Genomic DNA, 18,038 nt, shown 5'->3' with positions numbered 1-18,038 from the left:
TCCTTTATATTAATTTCTTTTTTGTCCTGATTTTGGCAAACTAACCTCTTTTTGTAAATCAACACTTAAGTTATTATAAAATAGTTCACCATAATTTGTCTCACGATTTATAGTTTCATAGGCTTGTTTTATAGTATTGTTATATTTTAGAGCATCTTGAAGTATTTTTATAATTTTAACTGATTCTAAAAAATTTACATGACTTGGTGCCTCAATAGGTGAACTATAATATTTATGCATTCTTTCAACTAAACTTTTGTTTCTAATTTCTATAAAAACAGATTCAATAGGAGATTTAAAAAATAAAATCTTTTGTTTAACGTTTATTGAAATATATGTTGTTTCCATTCCATAAATTTTTCTTGAAAATGAATCAAATAAAAACAATTTTTTATTGTAATTATTATTAAAGAGTTCATAAATTAGTTCTAAAATTTTGATTTTTTCATCTTTTGTAAAGAAATTTCCAATACTTGCAAAACAGAAACTCAAGATTGATTTTATTGAATACCATTCAGTTGTATCATAGTCATATCTTAACATTTGATCTATTCTTTCTTGTTTTAACTCTTCTATATCAACACTTGTACCATTTTTGTACACTTTTTGTACGGCACTATCCCTATACATTGGTCCAGGAAATTGTGCTTGGATTACAAATCTTCTATTTTTTTCATGTTCAATTATATATTTTAATCTTCCTTTATAGTCTTCATCAATAATTCTTACTTCTTTTTGTGGAATTTGAGTGATAGATTTTAAGAACTCTTCACCATAACAGCCATCTTCCCAGATATAATCAGGATATCTGAAAATCTGACAAATTTTGTCCTTTACTTCTTTATTTGGTTCTATGTCTGTTACGCTATCAATCCACGATGTAACAGTTCTTCTGTCTTTATTTATCATTGAAGCAAATTTAGAAATACTTAAATTTGACCTTTTAAATATTTCCAAAAACTTTTCTATAGAATTTTTATAGTTCATTAATAAAACCTTAAAATTAAATTTTAGTTATTGTACCATTTTTATTCATAAAACATAATTTTTGTACATTTTATAAGATATAAGAAATAAGTTGTAAATTTACTAATAAAATAGTGCAATACTACTAAATACAAATCATGTATAATCATATTCAACTTAATTTTAAAGGATGTGTGTATGACAAGCGCAGGAAAAAGATTTAGAGAAGCTTTAAAACAAGAATCTCCATTACAAATTGTAGGAACAATCAATGCTTACCAAGCATTACAAGCTACAAAAGTAGGGCATAAAGCTATCTACTTATCAGGTGGAGGAATTGCAAATGCTTCTTACGGTTTACCAGACTTAGGTATGACAATGTTAGAAGATGTATGTATTGATATTAGAAGAATTACTTCTATTTGTGATACTCCATTAATCGTTGATGCTGATACAGGTTGGGGACATGCATTTAATATCGCTAGAACTGTAAAAGAGTTCATTAGATATGGTGCTGCTGGACTTCATATTGAAGATCAAGTTGCTGCAAAAAGATGTGGACACAGACCAAATAAAGAGTTGGTTTCAACAGAAGAGATGTGTGATAGAATCAGAGCAGCTGTAGATGCTAAAAAAGAATTAGACCCAGATTTCTATATTATTGCTAGAACTGATGCACATGCAAGTGAAGGTCAACAAGCTGCTATTGATAGAGCAAAAGCTTATGTTGCTGCGGGTGCTGATGCTATTTTTGCTGAAGCAATTCACACTTTAAAAGAATATAAAGAATTTACTGATGCAGTAAAAATTCCTGTATTAGCAAATATTACAGAATTTGGTGCAACTCCAATGTTTACAACTGAAGAATTAGCATCAGTTGGAATTGATATGGTACTTTACCCATTATCAGCATTTAGAGCGATGAATAAAGCTGCATTAAATGTTTACCAAGAATTGAAAGATAAAGGTACTCAAGAAGCAGTTATTGATACAATGCAAACAAGAATGGAACTATATGATATGTTAAATTATCATGCTTATGAACAAAAAATGGATGAATTATTCTCAAAAGGTAAAGCTAAATAATTAGCTTTTCTTTTATAAAAAAGAATTTTAATTTTAACTAAGGAGAAAATATGAGTGGATTAGCAGGTGTTACAGCTGGACAATCAGCAATTTGTACTTGTGGTTTAGGAAATGGACTTAACTATAGAGGTTATGATATTGCAGATTTAGCATTAAAAGCAAATTTTGAAGAAGTAGCTTATTTACTATTAGTTGGTGAATTACCAACTGAAAAACAATTAAAAGATTTTACAAGAAAAATTATTGCTGGAAGAGAATTACCAATTTCAGTTAAAAATGTATTAAAATCAATTCCAGCTTCTTCTCATCCAATGGATGTTATGAAAACTGCAACTTCAGCTTTAGGATGTGTTGAACCAGAAGCAGAAGATTTTTCTGATCAAATGGCTAAAATAATTAGATTATTAGGGGCTTTCCCATCATTCTTAGTTTATTGGCATCACTGGCATAAAAATGGTAAAGAAATCTGTTTAAAATCTGAAGAAACAACTATTGCAGGATTCATTTTAGAAAGATTAAAAGAGAAAAAACCATTTGATGTTGAAGTTAAAGCTATGAATGCTATGTTAACTTTATATGCAGAGCATGAGTTTAATGCTTCTACATTTGCTAACAGAATTACAGCTTCTACATTATCTGATATTTATTCTTGTATGACAACTGGTATTGGAACTTTAAAAGGTCACTTACATGGTGGAGCAAACGAAGTTGCTATCAAATTTGTTTTACAATTTGACAATGTTGAACATGCATTAAAATCAGTTGATGAATTATTTGCAAGAAAAGAAAAAATTATGGGATTCGGGCATAGAGTATATAGAAACTTAGACCCAAGATCTCCAGTAGGTTTTGAATTAGCTTCTGAGTTAAAAGAATTAGAAACTTCTGATCCAAAATTATTTGATATTGCAAAAGCTATCAGAGATAAAGTAAAAGCTGATAAAGGTTTACCTGATAATATCGACTTCTTTGGTGGATTAATTTACCACTATATGGAAATTGAAAGATTATACTATACTCCTCTATTCATTATGTCAAGAGCAGCTGGATGGGCAGCTCACGCATTTGAGCAAAGAGCAAACAATAGAATCATTAGACCAAGTTCTGAGTATACAGGACCTGAGCCAAGAGCGTTTGTTCCTTTAAAAGATAGAAAATAATTTTAAGTTAGCAAAATGCTAACTTAAAACTGGTGGGTTATATATACCCCAAATTCTCAATAATTAACTTCAAAATATGGATATAAAACAATGACAAACGAAAAATATCTTAAAGACCTTCCTGGTGTAGCAGATGTTAAGTATTATGATGTAAAAAGTGCTGTAGAGGATATTACTCCTGGTTCTTTTGCAAAATTAAACTATACATCAAGAGTATTAGCAGAAAACTTATTAAGAAAATGTCCGAGTGAAGATTTAAAAGATTCACTTGTTCAATTAATTGAAAAAAGAACAGATAAAGATTTCCCTTGGTATCCAAGTAGAGTTATCTGTCATGATATCTTAGGATTAACTGCATTTGTTGATTTAGCTGGACTTAGAGAAGCTGTTGCTTCAAAAGGTGGAAACCCAGATAAAGTTAATCCAGTTGTTCCAACTCAACTTATCGTTGACCACTCTTTAGCAGTTGAATGTGGTGGATTTGATCCAGATGCGTTCCAAAAAAATAGAGATATCGAAGATAGAAGAAATGCAGATAGATTCCACTTTATTAATTGGACTAAAGAAGCATTTAATAATGTTGATGTTATCCCTCCAGGTAATGGTATTATGCACCAAATCAACCTTGAGAAAATGTCACCAGTTGTTCACTTAAATGATGGTATTGCATCTCCAGATACATTAGTTGGGACTGACTCACACACTCCTCACGTTGATGCACTTGGTGTAATTGCTGTTGGTGTGGGTGGATTAGAAGCTGAAAACGTAATGCTTGGAAATCCTTCTTATATGAGGGTTCCTGAAATCATTGGTGTTGAAATCGTTGGAACAAGAGCTAGCGGAATCACTGCAACTGATATTGCATTATCATTAACTTCTTTCTTAAGAGAAAACAATGTAATTTCTGCATATTTAGAATTCTATGGTTCGGGTATTAAATATCTTAACTTAGGTGATAGAGCAACTATTGCTAATATGACACCAGAATATGGTGCAAGTGCTGGTATGTTCGCTATTGATGAGCAAACTATTTCATATTTAAGAGTAACAGGTAGAGAAGAAAAACAATGTCAATTAGTTGAAGCTTATGCTAAAGCTAATGGGTTATGGGCTGATGCATTTGCAAATGCAACATATGCAAGAACATTGAAATTTGATTTAACAACTGTTACAAGAAGTTTAGCAGGTCCTTCTAAACCTCATAAATTAGTACCAACTTCAACTTTAAAAGCTGAAGGTATTGTAAAAGAGTGGAAACAAGATGGTGATAAAATTCCAGATGGTGGTATTTTAATTGCAGCTATTACTTCTTGTACAAATACTTCAAATCCTAGAAACGTTATTGCTGCTGGTTTAGTAGCTAAAAAAGCTAACGAATTTGGATTAACAAGAAAACCATGGGTTAAATCTTCATTAGCACCAGGTTCAAAAGTAATTGAAGTTTATTTAAAAGAAGCTGGATTGTTACCTGAATTAGAAAAATTAGGATTCGGTGTAGTTGGTTTTGCATGTACTACTTGTAATGGTATGAGTGGAGCTTTAGATCCAAAAATCCAACAAGAAGTTATTGATAGAGATATCTATTCAACAGCTGTATTATCTGGAAACAGAAACTTTGATGGAAGAATCCACCCATACGTAAAAGAAGCATTCTTAGCATCTCCTGCACTTGTTGTTGCATATGCATTAGCTGGAACTGTAAGATTTGATATTGAAAATGATTCTTTAGGTAAAGATAAAAATGGTAAAGATATTAAATTAGCTGATTTATGGCCAACTGATGCTGAAATTGATGCAATTGAAAAAGCATCTGTTAGACCAGAAATGTATAAAGCTATTTATGATCCAATGTTCGCAAGAAATGGATTATCAGGAATTAAAGCTGAACCATTCTATAAATGGAATAAACAATCTACATATATTAATAAACCACCTTATTGGGAAGATGAATATATGCAAATGCCAGCATTAAAAGGAATGAGACCATTAGGAGTATTCCCTGATAATATCACTACTGATCACTTATCTCCATCAAATGCAATTTTACCAACAAGTGCATCTGGTGAATACTGTTTAAAAATGGGATTACCAGTAGAAGATTTAAACTCTTATGCAACGCATAGAGGAGATCATAATACTGCGTTAAGAGCAACTTTAGCAAATCCAAAATTATTTAACGAAATGGTTAAAAAAGAAGATGGAAGTGTTAAACAAGGTTCATTAACAAAAATTATGCCTGAAGGTAAAGAATCTAGAATGTGGGAAGCAATTGAGACTTACATTGGTAGAAAACAACCATTAATTATTATTGCTGGAACTAACTATGGACAAGGTTCATCAAGAGACTGGGCAGCTAAAGGTGTAAGACTTGCAGGTGTTGAAGTTTTAATTGCTGAAAGTATTGAAAGAATTCACAGAACTAACTTAGTTGGAATGGGAGTTTTACCATTACAATTTAAAGATGGTGAAACAAGACATACTTATGCTATTGATGGGACTGAAACTTTTGACATCGAAGGTGAAATCACTCCAAGATGTGATTTAACAGTTGTTATGACAAGAGCAAATGGAGAAGTTGTTAAATTCTCTGTATTATGTAGATTAGATACTTCAGCTGAAGTTGAAGTTTACAAAAATGGTGGAATTTTACAAAAATTCGCTAAAGATGTTATCGCATCAAAATAATTTTTAAGAGAGTGTAAAAGCTCTCTTAAGATTTTTTAAAAAGATAGAAAAATCTTTTTAAAAAGTTTTAAAATATTAGGAGAAAGAATATGAGTTATGAGCCACAAATGAGAGTTAAAGCAACATATATGAGAGGTGGAACTTCAAAAGGAACATTTTTTAATATAGCAGATCTTCCAAAAGAAGCGCAAGAAGACAAAGTAAAAAGAGATAAACTTCTTCAAAGAATAGTTGGAAGTCCAGATATTTATAAACAACAAATGGATGGTATGGGAGGAGCAACTTCAAGTACTTCTAAAGCAATACTTGTAGGAAAGTCAACTGTACCAAATCACGATGTTGATTACTATTTTGGTCAAGTAGCAATAGATAAAGATTTTATGGATTGGAGTGGAAATTGTGGAAACTTAAGTTCAGCAGTTGGACCTTTTGCTATTCATGAAGGTTTAGTTGATAATGTACCACAAAATGGTGTTTGTTGTGTAAGAATTTGGCAAGCAAATATCAAAAAAACAATTCTTTGTTATGTAACAATGGTTGATGGACAAGTAAAAGAGATGGGTGATTACTATATTGATGGTGTTGCTTTCCCTGCTGAAGAGATTTTATTAGAGTTTGCAGAACCAGTTGATCCAAGTGAAGAATTATTTCCTACTGGAAATTTAGTAGATGATCTAGAAGTTCCTGGAATTGGAACATTTAAAGCAACTATGATAACAGCAGGAATTCCTACAATATTTTTAAATGCTGCTGATATAGGATATAAAGGAACAGAACTTCAAGCTGATATTAATAGTGACGCTGAAGCACTGGCAAGATTTGAAAAAATAAGAAGTTATGGTGCTTTAAAAATGGGTCTTATAAGTGATTTAAAAGAAGCAGAAACTAGACAACATACTCCAAAAATTGCATTTGTTGCTCCAAAAAGTGATTTTATAACTTCAAGTGGAAAAGAAGTAAAAGCTGATGAAATAGATTTACATGTACGTGCTTTATCTATGCAAAAACTTCACCATGCTATGATGGGAACAGCTTCTGTTGCAATTGGTGTTGCAGCTTGTATTGAAGGAACTTTAGTAAATTTAGCTGCTGGTGGTGGAGAAAAAACTGCCGTTGAGTTTGGACATCCATCTGGAACACTAAAAGTTGGAGCAGTTATCAAAAAAGAAAATGGAAAATATATAGTTGATAAAGCTACAATGAGTAGAAGCGCAAGAATCATTATGAAAGGTGAAGTTTATGCACCTGCTGATATTATGAAATAAATATCAATAGTTTAAAAATACAGGAGATAGAGTTTTCTATCTCCTTTTTTTATTTGATTTGTAAGGAAAGAATTTGAGAAATATAATAAAGTTAACTTTTTTAAACTTAATTGCATTAGTAACATTTACAGCCTGTATGGAAGATAATCCTGAAACAGTTACAAAAAAATATATGGAAGCTTTAAAAAATGGAAATTTCAATGAAGTTTCTAAAGTTGTAAGTGAAGAGATGAAAAGTAACCTATCAAATAATATATTTGTCAATTGTATAATTAATCCTGATATAAAAAATGAAGTTATACCAAAGTTAGAAGAAAATAAAATCGATATTGATGAATATAACAATCTTTCATCTGACAAAAAAAATAAAATTATAAATGAGTGTTTTAAATCTTGGAGTAAATCTTTAGATAATATAGCTTCATATAAAATCTTGTTTTCTAAAGTAAATGAAAAATCTAATGATGCAATTGTAAGTGTAGAAGAAAAACTAAAAAATAGTGAAATAAAACAAGAATTTATAAGTTTAAAAAGAATTAATAATGAGTGGAAAGTTATAGAGTGATAAATAAAATATTAAAGGCTAAAGCCTTTAATATTTATTTCACTAAAGATGAAATTTCTTTAAAACAAGGATTCTTTGCATCAAGTGTAAGTTCAAATAAAATTGATTCATATGTTGTTGGAATAACTCCAGCTTGAATCAATCTTTTTATAGCAAATTTTGTATCATTTTCTTTTCTTGAGCTACAACAATCAGTAACTAAAACTACTTTAAACCCATTTTCAAGTAAATCAATACAAGTTTGAAGTACACAAACATGAGTTTCAATACCTGCAACAATTACTACTTTTTTATTTGCATTTTTTATAGCTTTCATTGTTTCATTATTTTGACAACAAGAAAATGTAGTTTTTTCATAAGATGAATAAGTTTCAACTAACTCTTTTAAAGAAGGAATTGTTTCACCTATACCTTTTTTATACTGTTCATTTACAATAAAAGGAACATTTAAAACTTTCAAACCTTTTACTAAAGTAAGAAGATTTTTTTCTAAAATTTCTTTATTTCCTATATGTGGGAAAAGTCTTTCTTGTACATCAACTAAACAAAAAAGTGCATCTTCAACTCTTATTCTCATTTTTCTCTCCTTAAGTTAAAATGTAAAGATTATTTTACATAAAATCTTTGTGTTTTAACTTATTTAAGATACTTAATTAAAATATATGTACTTGGATAAACAACATCTCCTGATAATTCACTAATACTCATAGAATAAAAGAAAAGTTTTATTTTCATATTTTTATCTTGAGCTATAAATGTCATATCATTTTCATTATATTTTACACTTTTTGATTCATTTGTATCAGATTTTTTAAATTTATTTATAAAATCTGACATATCAAATTCACTAAAACTTAAATTATCTTTTGTAGGAATTTTGATTGTATATTTACTATTTTCATGAAAAATTGTCAAAGCATTTCTATTCATTACATCATATCCAGATACATCTATTATATCTGTTGTATTGTTACTGTAAATGTATATATTATCATTTTGATATGCAGTTTGATTTTTCCCGCATTCCCAATTTGATAAATATTTGAATCCTAATTTTTCTGTAGCATAGTTTGGAAAACTATAATATCTATTTGAATATTCTTTATCTTTTATATGTTTATATTTATCATAAATATTTGGCATTGCTTGATTTAGAAATTCTATATTACGATGTGTATATAATGAATCAATAGCGCTAGAAATATCACATCTAATAGTTTTATCTGTTTTATTTGATAACTCACTATTTTGTGAAATTAGTTGAGTTAATCTATTTAGTTGAGCTATGTCATTTACATAATAGCTATTTATTTTATAGCCATATTGACTTATAAATAGCATTAAAGCAAAAGCTAGAAATATATGATCATATCTATATTTTTTGTAAATTAATATATATACAAATGCTGCAACTAACCAAATTGCAGTTAATACAATCATATATCTATTTGTACTCCAACCATATTGAGTTATTCTCATATAAATAGCTACAAAAAGTAAAGATAGTTGAATAAGAGCTACAAAGATTAAAAGTTTTTTATATTTATTTTCATAAGGTGTCCAAAATATGTAAGTAAGTAGAGAAAAAATAGCAAATGTAAGTGATAACCAAACAACTACACCATTTGGCCACTCTTGAAGAAATAGTATTTTGATGATATAACCTAATAAAATCAAAGAGTATATTACAACTATTGTTGTCAAAATGTATTTACTAAAAAAGTTTCCTATTTTATTGTAAAAAGTTAAGTTTAACTCTGAAGTTTGTGGATTTTTATTAAGTGATAATAAAAAGTAGTGTGTACAAAAAACACCAAAAACAATAATCGCTAAATATTGAGCATATATAAATTTTTCTATTCTTAAATCAAATAGTATAACAATTGAAGTAATTGCAATATACAAAGATACAAATAAAATAATTCCGAAAATAGAACTTATTACAATTGATTCTATAATATTTATAGCCCAATTCAAAAACCTTTGATTATCTTTTTGTTCATTATGAAATGGAATATATAAAAGTAATGATATACAAATAGCTATTACACAAATATATTTTGCAAAGAAAATAACAGTTGAATAATCTTCATTAAAAGGTAAATAATAAAAATATAAACCTGTTAAAAATAAAGAAATAGCTAATAAAATCTTTTTTTTCTTACTAAAATATGCAACTAATGTTAGTAAAAATCCAACTGATGAAGCATAAATTACATTTATAAGATAGATATATTCTTTAGAACCATAGTAAAAATTTTTATCTACTAATAAGATAGAAGCAATAGAAAATAAAAAGATAAAAAATGAAGAAAATTTATACTCTAGTGCAGAGCCTAAAAGTTTTTTTAAAAAATTTGAAATAATAGTATTTAAGCTCATGATAAATTTTGCACTAGTTAAGTTTTATTTAAAAGCTACTTTTTCTGCTTTTTCTAATAAATCTTTTGCACCTTGATCAATAAAAATTTGAGCTAAATTTTGTCCAATAGTTTTATAATCTTCAATATCAGCAGTTATATCTTCACTTATATATTCACTACCATCTGGCATTCCAACTATTGCTTGAACTCTTATTGAATTTTCATCTAAAATAGTAGCTTTTACGCCAATTGGAACTTGACAACCACCTTGTAAAGTATCAACAAAACTTCTTTCAATTGTTGATTCAATGTGGGCATTGTTATCGTTTAGAACTTTTAGTATTTCTAATATTTTTGGATCATTTGTTGTTTCAATTCCTAGTGTTGCTTGTCCCATTGATGGAATCATAATATCAGTTGAAATTGGAGAGAAATATTTTACTTCATTTTCAATTTCAAGTTTTTGAATACCTGTTGCTGCAAGTATTATTGCATCATATTCACCTGCATTTAGTTTTGAAATTCTTGTATTGATATTTCCTCTTAAGTCTTTAAGTTCAATATCTGGTCTTAAAATTTTTAATGCCATTCTTCGTCTTAAACTTGTTGTTCCAACTATTGCACCTTTTGGTAACTCTTCTAATGAAGTATATTTATTACTTAAAAAAGCATCTCTTGGATCAAATCTTTTAGTAACAGCAGCAAGCATTAAACCATCTTCAAATTGAGTTGGTACATCTTTTAAAGAGTGAACTGCAAGATGTGCACTTCCTTCAAGCATTGCAACTTCAAGTTCTTTTGTAAAAAGTCCTTTTCCTCCAATTTTTGCCAAAGGAACATCTAAAATTTTATCCCCTTTTGTTACAAATTCTTGAAGTTCTATTTGCATATTTGGATAATGTTCTAAAAGTCTTGCTTTTACATATTCACTTTGCCAAAGTGCAAGTTGGCTTCTTCTTGTTGCTATTACTAATTTTTCCATATTATCCTCTTAGATTTATTTTTTGCCTAATGTTTTATAAAGTTCTCTAGTTGTATCTTTTGCACCATTTACAAAAATTGTTGGTGTTCCTGTTACCATAACATCTTCACCCATAGACATATCTTTTGAAAGTTTTTCATTTATATCTTTTGAAGCGATTTCTTCAAGTTTTATATTTGTTTTTAACTCTTTGTTGAAAGCTTCAAGTATTTTTTTCTCATCATTTTCTTTAGGAGAAAAATATGCTTCCCAATCAGTCTCATAGGCTTTTAATTCAATATTTTTAATACCTTTATTTTTTGCAACTTCAATGATTTTTGAAAGAGCTTCAGATGCAGGATGAATTTGAACTAAAGGAAAAGCATAATAATATAAAGCAATGCTATCACTATTTTTATTTACATAATTTATAACTTCAGGGATATATTCCATACAAAATGGACAAAGAGGATCAGAAAAAACTACTATTTTGTCTTTTGCATTATGATTTCCTGCAATTAATTTTGTTTTATCATAATAGTTTGAAGTTAGATTTGGAGTTACTAAATCTTTTAAAGATTTACCAGTTTTTGCGTCAATTAAATCTAAAGCAATATAATCACCATTGCTAAATAAAATATCTTTTACTTTTAGAGATTTTTCTTGAACAATTGCTTCAACATCTAAAATATAACCATTCCAACCAGCAAGAGGTAAATCTTTTTTTACATTAACTTTTACATCTTTTACTTTTACATTTGGATTTTGGGCAACTCTTTTTTTCTCAAAATCAATAACTGTATTATCATTTGCAAATAATGTTGCACTTAAAATAACACTTAAAGACAATATTTTTGTAAAATTCATTTTAATTCCTTATAAAATTTTTAGTAGTTTATCTATTTTTATTTAATCGAAAGTTAATATTTTAACTTCTTGTTTTTACTGTAATTTTTTTGATATCAAATAACTCTTTGGCTTTATCAACCATTTTTGAGTTTAAAATATCATTTATTTGTAACTCTTTTTGAGAAGGTGTTATAACAGAACTTTTTGTTATATCAGCAACACAACCAGAACCTAATTCTATATCTTCAATCATTGAAGAAGTCTCTTCAATATTCTCACTAACAAGAGGTTTCTCATCTAGTATGGTGGCTTCTTCCTTTTTGAAATCTAATTCAACATTTGAACCGAAAATATCTTGTGCAAAAGCTTTTATAAGTCCAAAGTATTTAAATAAAAGTTTTCTATCTTCATCTTGTGCATAAGAAATTATATGTAATTTATCATCACTAAAGCCATTGAATATAAAGTTTTTTTCAAAACATTCACCTAAAGAGTAATCTCTATCGTAAACTTTTGCAGTTAGTTGATTGTATAAATCTAAAAATTTATCAGATTCATCTTCTAATGGAATTATTTCAACTTCTTGTGTTGGGTTAAAAGATACTTCATTTTCAAAAGAGATATGTTCAATTTCTAGTTCTTTTATCTCTTCAATCTTTTCTTCTTTTTGATTTTCAATTGGTTTTACTATTGGTAATTCATCAAATGGTGTTGAATAATTTATAGTTTCTATTGAATTTGTAATTCCTAAATCTACAATATTATTTGTTTGAATTAGAACTTCATCTAAAGCAGTTACCTCTTCTATTTTTGTCTCTTCTTCAACAATTAAAGTATTTACTTTTTCTTTAACTACTTCTTTTTGTGGTATTTCAGGATTTTTAACAGAACTATTTTCAATTGTAGGAGTAGTTTTTTCACTAATCAACTCTTTTTTAGGTTCTATTTTTTCAACCTGATTTATAATATCATCAATTGTTCTTAGATTTGTAGCTTCAATCATTTTCATAAAAGTTAAAATAAGAACAAAAGTACCATCACTATTTATTGCAAGTAATTGTTTTGCATCACTTAAAATTCTAAAGAATCTATCAAATAAAAGTAAATCAAATTTATTATCACGAGATAACATTTTATCTTTTAAATAGATTGTCATTTCATCACAAATTTGCGAAACTTCATAAACTTCTAACTCTTTAACTAATTTTGTGATATCTTCTTTATTTAAAATCATAGAGAAAATATTATCCATCATTTTAGGATCAATTAATCCTAACATATCAACAACACTTGTTGTGTTTACTTTCCCTTTTGAAAAGATTATAGCTTGGTCTAAAAGAGTTAATGTATCTCTTAAACTTCCTTGACCACTTCTTGCTAAAATTTCTAAAGCATTTTGTTCAAAATCAATATTTTCTTTATTTAAAATGTATGAAAGATGATGAACTACATCACTTTGAGCAATTTTATTAAATCTAAAATGTTGAGTTCTACTTAAAATTGTAGCTGGAAGTTTTAATGGATCAGTTGTCGCAAGTATAAATTTTACAAATCCTGGAGGTTCTTCTAAAGTTTTTAATAAAGCATTAAAAGCTTGAGTTGTAAGCATATGAACTTCATCGATTATAAAAACTTTAAATCGTGCAGAACTTGGTTTATATTTTGTATGTTCAATCAAGTCTTTAATATCATCGATTCCTCTGTTACTTGCGGCATCCATTTCTATAATATCAAGATGTTTAGATGCATTTGCACTTTTACAATTATCACAAATATCACAAGGTTTACTTGTTGGTCCTTGTGAACATAATAAAGCTTTTGCCATTATTCTTGCTGTTGAAGTTTTCCCACTTCCTCTTAGACCTGAAAAAAGGTAAGCATGAGATAATCTATTTGAATCAAGAGCTAAAGATAGAGTTTGTGATATTGTACTTTGTCCTATTAAATCTTCAAATCTTTTTGGTCTATATTTTAGGGCTAGAACTCTGTCTTCTAAATTTTCTTTATTCATATTTCGCATTTCCTAATTTCAATATTTTTATTTTCTAAAATGTTTTCTATCATATCTAAATTTATTAATCCTGTATGTAAAACAGTTACTTTTAAATCTCCAATATTTTGGTGACCGTTTTCTTCACTTAAAGATAAAAGTCTTTTAGCTATTGCATCACCTGTTTGGATTAAAGTTATATTTTCTCCCATTATCTTTTTTATAGTTTGACTAATCAAAGGATAGTGAGTACAACCAAGAACTATTGTATCAACATTTGCTTCTTTCATTGGAATTAACCACTTTTCTAACATTTTGTAAGTAGTTAAAGTATTTATTTCACCTTTTTCTATTTGCATTGCCAAACCAGGACAAGCCTGTTCAAAAAGATTTACTTTTTTGATAGAAGATAAGTCATTTACTAATAATTGATATTTATCACTTTTTAAAGTTGAAGGTGTTGCTAAAATACCTATATTAGAACTTTTTGTATTTAAAATAGCTGGTTTTATACCTGGCTCTGTTCCTATTACAATCAAAGATGAGAAATTATCTCTTAAGTGTTTTATTGCTGCACTTGTTGCAGTATTACAAGCAACAATTAAAGCATCTATTTTATATTTATCTAAAAGATATTTTGTAATAGCTTCAGATCTTTTTAAAATTTCATTATTACTTTTTTCCCCATAAGGAGCATAAGCAGTATCAGCGATATAAAAAATTTCAGCATTTTTTAAAACTTTTAAAATAGATTTTAGGACAGTTAAACCACCAAGTCCAGAATCAAATACTCCAACTTTCAACTTAAGCCTTATAGAAAATTTAGAAGGGATTATATCAAAAAAGATATAACTACAATGTTAAAATTATGTAAAAATTTGAAAGCTAAAAATCATTTTTGGAAGGAAAATAAAAATTTGTTTTAGCTTTCAAAATAGTAAAAAATAGGTGAGGAAAATATTAAGATGTAGGATATAACGTAGATTACCTAAGGTTTTTAAACCTTAAGTATAAATTTTGTTTGTATCACACAATACCTTGTTCAATCATAGCATCTGCTACTCTTCTAAATCCAGCGATATTTGCTCCTAATACAAAGTTTGTTGGTTGTCCAAACTCTGCTGCTGTTGTGCTAACTGATTCAAAAATATTTCTCATAATTTGTTCAAGTTTTGCATCAACTTCTTCAAAAGTCCAAGAAACCATAGAAGCATTTTGAGCCATTTCAAGTTGACTAGTTGCTACTCCACCAGCATTTGCAGCTTTTCCTGGTCCATAAGCAATTTTTTGTTCTACAAAATAATCAACGGCTTCATTTGTTGAAGGCATATTTGCACCTTCACTCACACATTTACAACCATTTTTTAATAATTCTTTTGCATCTTCAAGGTTTAATTCATTTTGTGTTGCACTAGGGAATGCAGCATAACAAGGAATAGACCAAATCGCATTTCTACCTTTTGGATATTCTGTAACAGGAGTATACTTAGCATTTTTTCTATATTTCACATATTCAGATAATCTTGCTCTTTGATTTTCTTTTAAATCTTTTAATAAATTTAAATCGATACCTTCTTCATCTAAAATCATACCAGCAGAATCACTACAAGCAATTGGTAATGCACCCATATGATATAATTTTTCAATAGTATAAATAGCAACGTTTCCAGAACCAGAAACTACACATCTTTTATCTTTTAATGTTTCACCTTTTGCCTCAAGCATATTTTTAGCAAAATATACACAACCATAACCTGTTGCTTCTGTTCTAGCTAATGAACCACCCCATTTTAAAGATTTTCCAGTAAAAGTTCCATCATATCTATTTGTAAGTTTTTTATACATTCCAAACATATAACCAATTTCTCTTCCTCCAACTCCAATATCTCCTGCTGGAACATCTGTTGTCGCACCAATATGTCTATATAATTCACTCATAAATGCTTGACAGAATTTCATGATTTCTCTATCACTTTTTCCTTTAGGGTCGAAGTCACTTCCACCTTTTCCTCCACCAATTTGAAGACCTGTTAGTGCATTTTTAAAGATTTGTTCAAATCCTAAGAATTTGATAATTCCAGTATTTACACTTGGATGAAATCTTAATCCACCTTTGTATGGTCCTAAAGTAGAACTAAATTCTATTCTATAACCTTTATTAACTTGAATCTCTCCACTATCATCAACCCATGCTACTCTAAATAAGATTTGTCTTTCTGGTTCAACTAATCTATCTAAAATTTTATTTTCTTTATAAATTGGATATTTTTCAAATAGTGGTTCAAGTGAGTGTAAAACTTCTTCTGTTGCTTGATGAAATTCCTCTTGTCCAGGACTTGTTCTTTTTAAATAATCTAAAAGTTCGTCTATGTATGTCATGTATTTTTTCCTTCCTTGAATCAAATTTGGATAGGAATTATATCAAAAGTTGTATATATTTTATATAGTTTCTATATAAAATATACACATATTGTAAAAAATTTACTTTTTTTCTACATCTTTAAGCATATTATAAGAATATTATTCGTTCATTGAAGCAAAAAACTCTTCATTATCTTTTGTTTTTTGCATTTTTGAATATAAGAATTTAAGTGCTTCAACTTCATCCATTTGTGAAATTGCATTTCTTAAAATCCAAGTTTTTTGTAAAATATCAGGAGTAAGTAATAATTCTTCTTTTCTAGTACCTGATTTAATAATATCAAGAGCAGGATAAACTCTTTTATTTGCAGCATTCCTACTTAAAACTACTTCACTATTTCCTGTTCCTTTGAACTCTTCAAAAATAACTTCATCCATTTTTGAACCAGTTTCAATTAAAGCAGTTGAAATAATAGTTAAACTACCACCTTCTTCAATATTTCTAGCTGCTCCAAAAAATCTTTTTGGTTTGTGTAAAGCATTGGCATCAACTCCACCTGAAAGAACTTTTCCTGAAGATGGTGTTACAGTATTATAAGCTCTTGCTAATCTTGTGATAGAGTCAAGTAAAATTACAACATCTTTTTTCATTTCAACAAGTCTTTTTGCTTTTTCAATAACTATCTCAGCAACTCTTACGTGATTTTGTGCAGGTAAATCAAAAGTAGAACTATAAACTTCACCTTTTACGCTTCTTTGCATATCTGTAACTTCTTCAGGTCTTTCATCAATTAAAAGTACCATAAGAGTAACTTCTGGATGATTTTTACTTATTGCATGTGCTAATTCTTTTAAAAGTTCTGTTTTACCAGTTTTTGGAGGTGCAACTATAAGTCCTCTTTGTCCTTTTCCCATTGGTGCAAAAAGATCAAGCATTCTACCTGTCATTTTTTGTGAGTCATATTCAAAGTTAAATCTTGTTGTAGAATAAAGAGGAGTTAAGTTGTCAAATAGAGGTCTGTTTTTTGATTCTTTTACGGGAAGATAATTTATTGCTTCAATTTTGAGTAAAGCATTATATTTTTCACTCTCTTTATTGGGTGGTCTAACTTGGCCTGAGACAATATCTCCTGTTCTTAATGCAAATTTTCTAATTTGTGTTGCACTTACATAAGAGTCATTTGATGTATCAGAGAAGTTTCCATCTATTGCTCTTAAAAATCCAAATCCACCTTCTTTAATTTCTAAAATACCAGTAAATAAAATAAATCCACCAGCATCAATTTGAGATTTTAATATCATAAACATTAAATCTTGTCGTTTTAATTCTTGAGGATTCTCAACTTCTAATTCATTTGCTATGTCAATAAGAACTTCTAACGGTAATTCTCTTAGTTGTTCTATTTTATAGCCTTCAACAGGAATATGTGTTCTTGTTTTTTTTACATTTTTTACTTTTGTTTCTTCTTTAGACTCTTCCATGAGTATGTTTGCCTTTTAGTTTTACATAAAAATTATGTAGTATTGTAGTTTTTGTAGTTTTTTAAAGTATGAATATAATTTTAGTGTTTATTTAAAAAATTGTCAAGAAAATAAAAAAGGGTATCAGAATTTGATACCCTAGTATATAATAAAATTAAATATTATAACTTACCTTCGTTTTTAGCTAAGTAATCAGCAACACCATCTTTGTTTGCTTTCATACCTTCATCACCTTTTTGCCAACCAGCTGGACAAACTTCACCATATTCATTAGTAAATAACATAGCATCAACCATTCTAATCAT

14 protein-coding genes and 1 pseudogene are annotated in these 18,038 nt (G+C 28.5%); 5 read left to right on the top strand and 10 right to left on the bottom strand.

Features of this window, described 5'->3' with window-relative positions; genetic code table 11:
- Window positions 1-9 precede the first annotated feature (9 nt).
- Window positions 10-987 (bottom strand): hypothetical protein, encoded by a 978-nt coding sequence (locus B0175_RS02410; protein ID WP_108527119.1) that lies wholly within the window; start codon window positions 985-987, stop codon window positions 10-12.
- 177 nt (window positions 988-1,164) lie between these two features.
- Between B0175_RS02410 and prpB the strand changes: the two genes are divergently transcribed.
- From prpB to B0175_RS02385, 5 genes are all read left to right on the top strand, one after another.
- Window positions 1,165-2,052 (top strand): methylisocitrate lyase, encoded by an 888-nt coding sequence (gene prpB, locus B0175_RS02405; protein ID WP_020847294.1) that lies wholly within the window; start codon window positions 1,165-1,167, stop codon window positions 2,050-2,052.
- Window positions 2,053-2,102: 50 nt separating this feature from the next.
- On the top strand, window positions 2,103-3,212 hold the full coding sequence (locus B0175_RS02400) for a citrate/2-methylcitrate synthase (RefSeq protein WP_108527118.1): 1,110 nt from the start codon (window positions 2,103-2,105) through the stop codon (window positions 3,210-3,212).
- Between the two features lie 90 nt (window positions 3,213-3,302).
- Entirely contained in the window at window positions 3,303-5,897 is a 2,595-nt protein-coding gene (acnD, locus tag B0175_RS02395; protein WP_108527117.1) for a Fe/S-dependent 2-methylisocitrate dehydratase AcnD, read from the top strand.
- A gap of 89 nt (window positions 5,898-5,986) precedes the next feature.
- Window positions 5,987-7,162, top strand: a complete 1,176-nt coding sequence (prpF, locus tag B0175_RS02390; RefSeq protein WP_046996463.1) for a 2-methylaconitate cis-trans isomerase PrpF — start codon at window positions 5,987-5,989, stop codon at window positions 7,160-7,162.
- Between the two features lie 73 nt (window positions 7,163-7,235).
- Entirely contained in the window at window positions 7,236-7,727 is a 492-nt protein-coding gene (locus B0175_RS02385) for a DUF4878 domain-containing protein (RefSeq protein ID WP_108527116.1), read from the top strand.
- 34 nt (window positions 7,728-7,761) lie between these two features.
- Here the strand turns inward: B0175_RS02385 and B0175_RS02380 are convergent, their stop codons facing one another.
- From B0175_RS02380 to B0175_RS02340, 9 genes and pseudogenes are all read right to left on the bottom strand, one after another.
- Window positions 7,762-8,304, bottom strand: a complete 543-nt coding sequence (locus B0175_RS02380; protein ID WP_108527115.1) for a hydrolase — start codon at window positions 8,302-8,304, stop codon at window positions 7,762-7,764.
- A 59-nt stretch (window positions 8,305-8,363) separates the two neighbouring features.
- Window positions 8,364-10,109, bottom strand: a complete 1,746-nt coding sequence (locus B0175_RS02375; RefSeq protein WP_108527114.1) for a DUF4153 domain-containing protein — start codon at window positions 10,107-10,109, stop codon at window positions 8,364-8,366.
- Window positions 10,110-10,133: 24 nt separating this feature from the next.
- Window positions 10,134-11,072, bottom strand: coding sequence for a hydroxymethylbilane synthase (hemC, locus tag B0175_RS02370; RefSeq protein ID WP_108527113.1), 939 nt, complete (start codon window positions 11,070-11,072; stop codon window positions 10,134-10,136).
- A gap of 15 nt (window positions 11,073-11,087) precedes the next feature.
- Window positions 11,088-11,918 carry a DsbA family protein gene (locus B0175_RS02365; protein ID WP_108527112.1) on the bottom strand — a complete coding sequence of 277 codons (831 nt, stop codon included), beginning with the start codon at window positions 11,916-11,918 and terminating at the stop codon, window positions 11,088-11,090.
- A 61-nt stretch (window positions 11,919-11,979) separates the two neighbouring features.
- Window positions 11,980-13,911, bottom strand: coding sequence for a DNA polymerase III subunit gamma/tau (locus tag B0175_RS02360; protein WP_108527111.1), 1,932 nt, complete (start codon window positions 13,909-13,911; stop codon window positions 11,980-11,982).
- Window positions 13,908-14,693 (bottom strand): glutamate racemase, encoded by a 786-nt coding sequence (murI, locus tag B0175_RS02355; protein WP_108527110.1) that lies wholly within the window; start codon window positions 14,691-14,693, stop codon window positions 13,908-13,910. Before murI ends, B0175_RS02360 begins: the two co-directional genes overlap by 4 nt.
- A 223-nt stretch (window positions 14,694-14,916) precedes the next feature.
- The gene (gene gdhA, locus B0175_RS02350; RefSeq protein ID WP_108527109.1) at window positions 14,917-16,269 is read right to left on the bottom strand and encodes an NADP-specific glutamate dehydrogenase; all 1,353 of its coding nucleotides are present in this window, start codon (window positions 16,267-16,269) and stop codon (window positions 14,917-14,919) included.
- 141 nt (window positions 16,270-16,410) lie between these two features.
- The gene (gene rho, locus B0175_RS02345) at window positions 16,411-17,733 is read right to left on the bottom strand and encodes a transcription termination factor Rho (protein WP_108527108.1); all 1,323 of its coding nucleotides are present in this window, start codon (window positions 17,731-17,733) and stop codon (window positions 16,411-16,413) included.
- 161 nt (window positions 17,734-17,894) lie between these two features.
- Window positions 17,895-18,038: pseudogene (locus tag B0175_RS02340) on the bottom strand (peroxiredoxin); the annotation flags it as partial.

Origin of the sequence: Arcobacter lacus (assembly GCF_003063295.1) — a bacterium.
Classification (GTDB): domain Bacteria; phylum Campylobacterota; class Campylobacteria; order Campylobacterales; family Arcobacteraceae; genus Aliarcobacter; species Aliarcobacter lacus.
Note: the sequence above shows the minus strand (reverse complement) of the source record. Positions and strands in the feature narration are given on the sequence as shown.

Coding starts and splice junctions, on each gene's coding strand:
- B0175_RS02410 (WP_108527119.1), bottom strand. CDS start 987: ATGAACTATAAAAATTCTATAGAAAAGTTTTTGGAAATATTTAAAAGG.
- prpB (WP_020847294.1), top strand. CDS start 1,165: ATGACAAGCGCAGGAAAAAGATTTAGAGAAGCTTTAAAACAAGAATCT.
- B0175_RS02400 (WP_108527118.1), top strand. CDS start 2,103: ATGAGTGGATTAGCAGGTGTTACAGCTGGACAATCAGCAATTTGTACT.
- acnD (WP_108527117.1), top strand. CDS start 3,303: ATGACAAACGAAAAATATCTTAAAGACCTTCCTGGTGTAGCAGATGTT.
- prpF (WP_046996463.1), top strand. CDS start 5,987: ATGAGTTATGAGCCACAAATGAGAGTTAAAGCAACATATATGAGAGGT.
- B0175_RS02380 (WP_108527115.1), bottom strand. CDS start 8,304: ATGAGAATAAGAGTTGAAGATGCACTTTTTTGTTTAGTTGATGTACAA.
- B0175_RS02375 (WP_108527114.1), bottom strand. CDS start 10,109: ATGAGCTTAAATACTATTATTTCAAATTTTTTAAAAAAACTTTTAGGC.
- hemC (WP_108527113.1), bottom strand. CDS start 11,072: ATGGAAAAATTAGTAATAGCAACAAGAAGAAGCCAACTTGCACTTTGG.
- B0175_RS02365 (WP_108527112.1), bottom strand. CDS start 11,918: ATGAATTTTACAAAAATATTGTCTTTAAGTGTTATTTTAAGTGCAACA.
- B0175_RS02360 (WP_108527111.1), bottom strand. CDS start 13,911: ATGAATAAAGAAAATTTAGAAGACAGAGTTCTAGCCCTAAAATATAGA.
- gdhA (WP_108527109.1), bottom strand. CDS start 16,269: ATGACATACATAGACGAACTTTTAGATTATTTAAAAAGAACAAGTCCT.
- rho (WP_108527108.1), bottom strand. CDS start 17,733: ATGGAAGAGTCTAAAGAAGAAACAAAAGTAAAAAATGTAAAAAAAACA.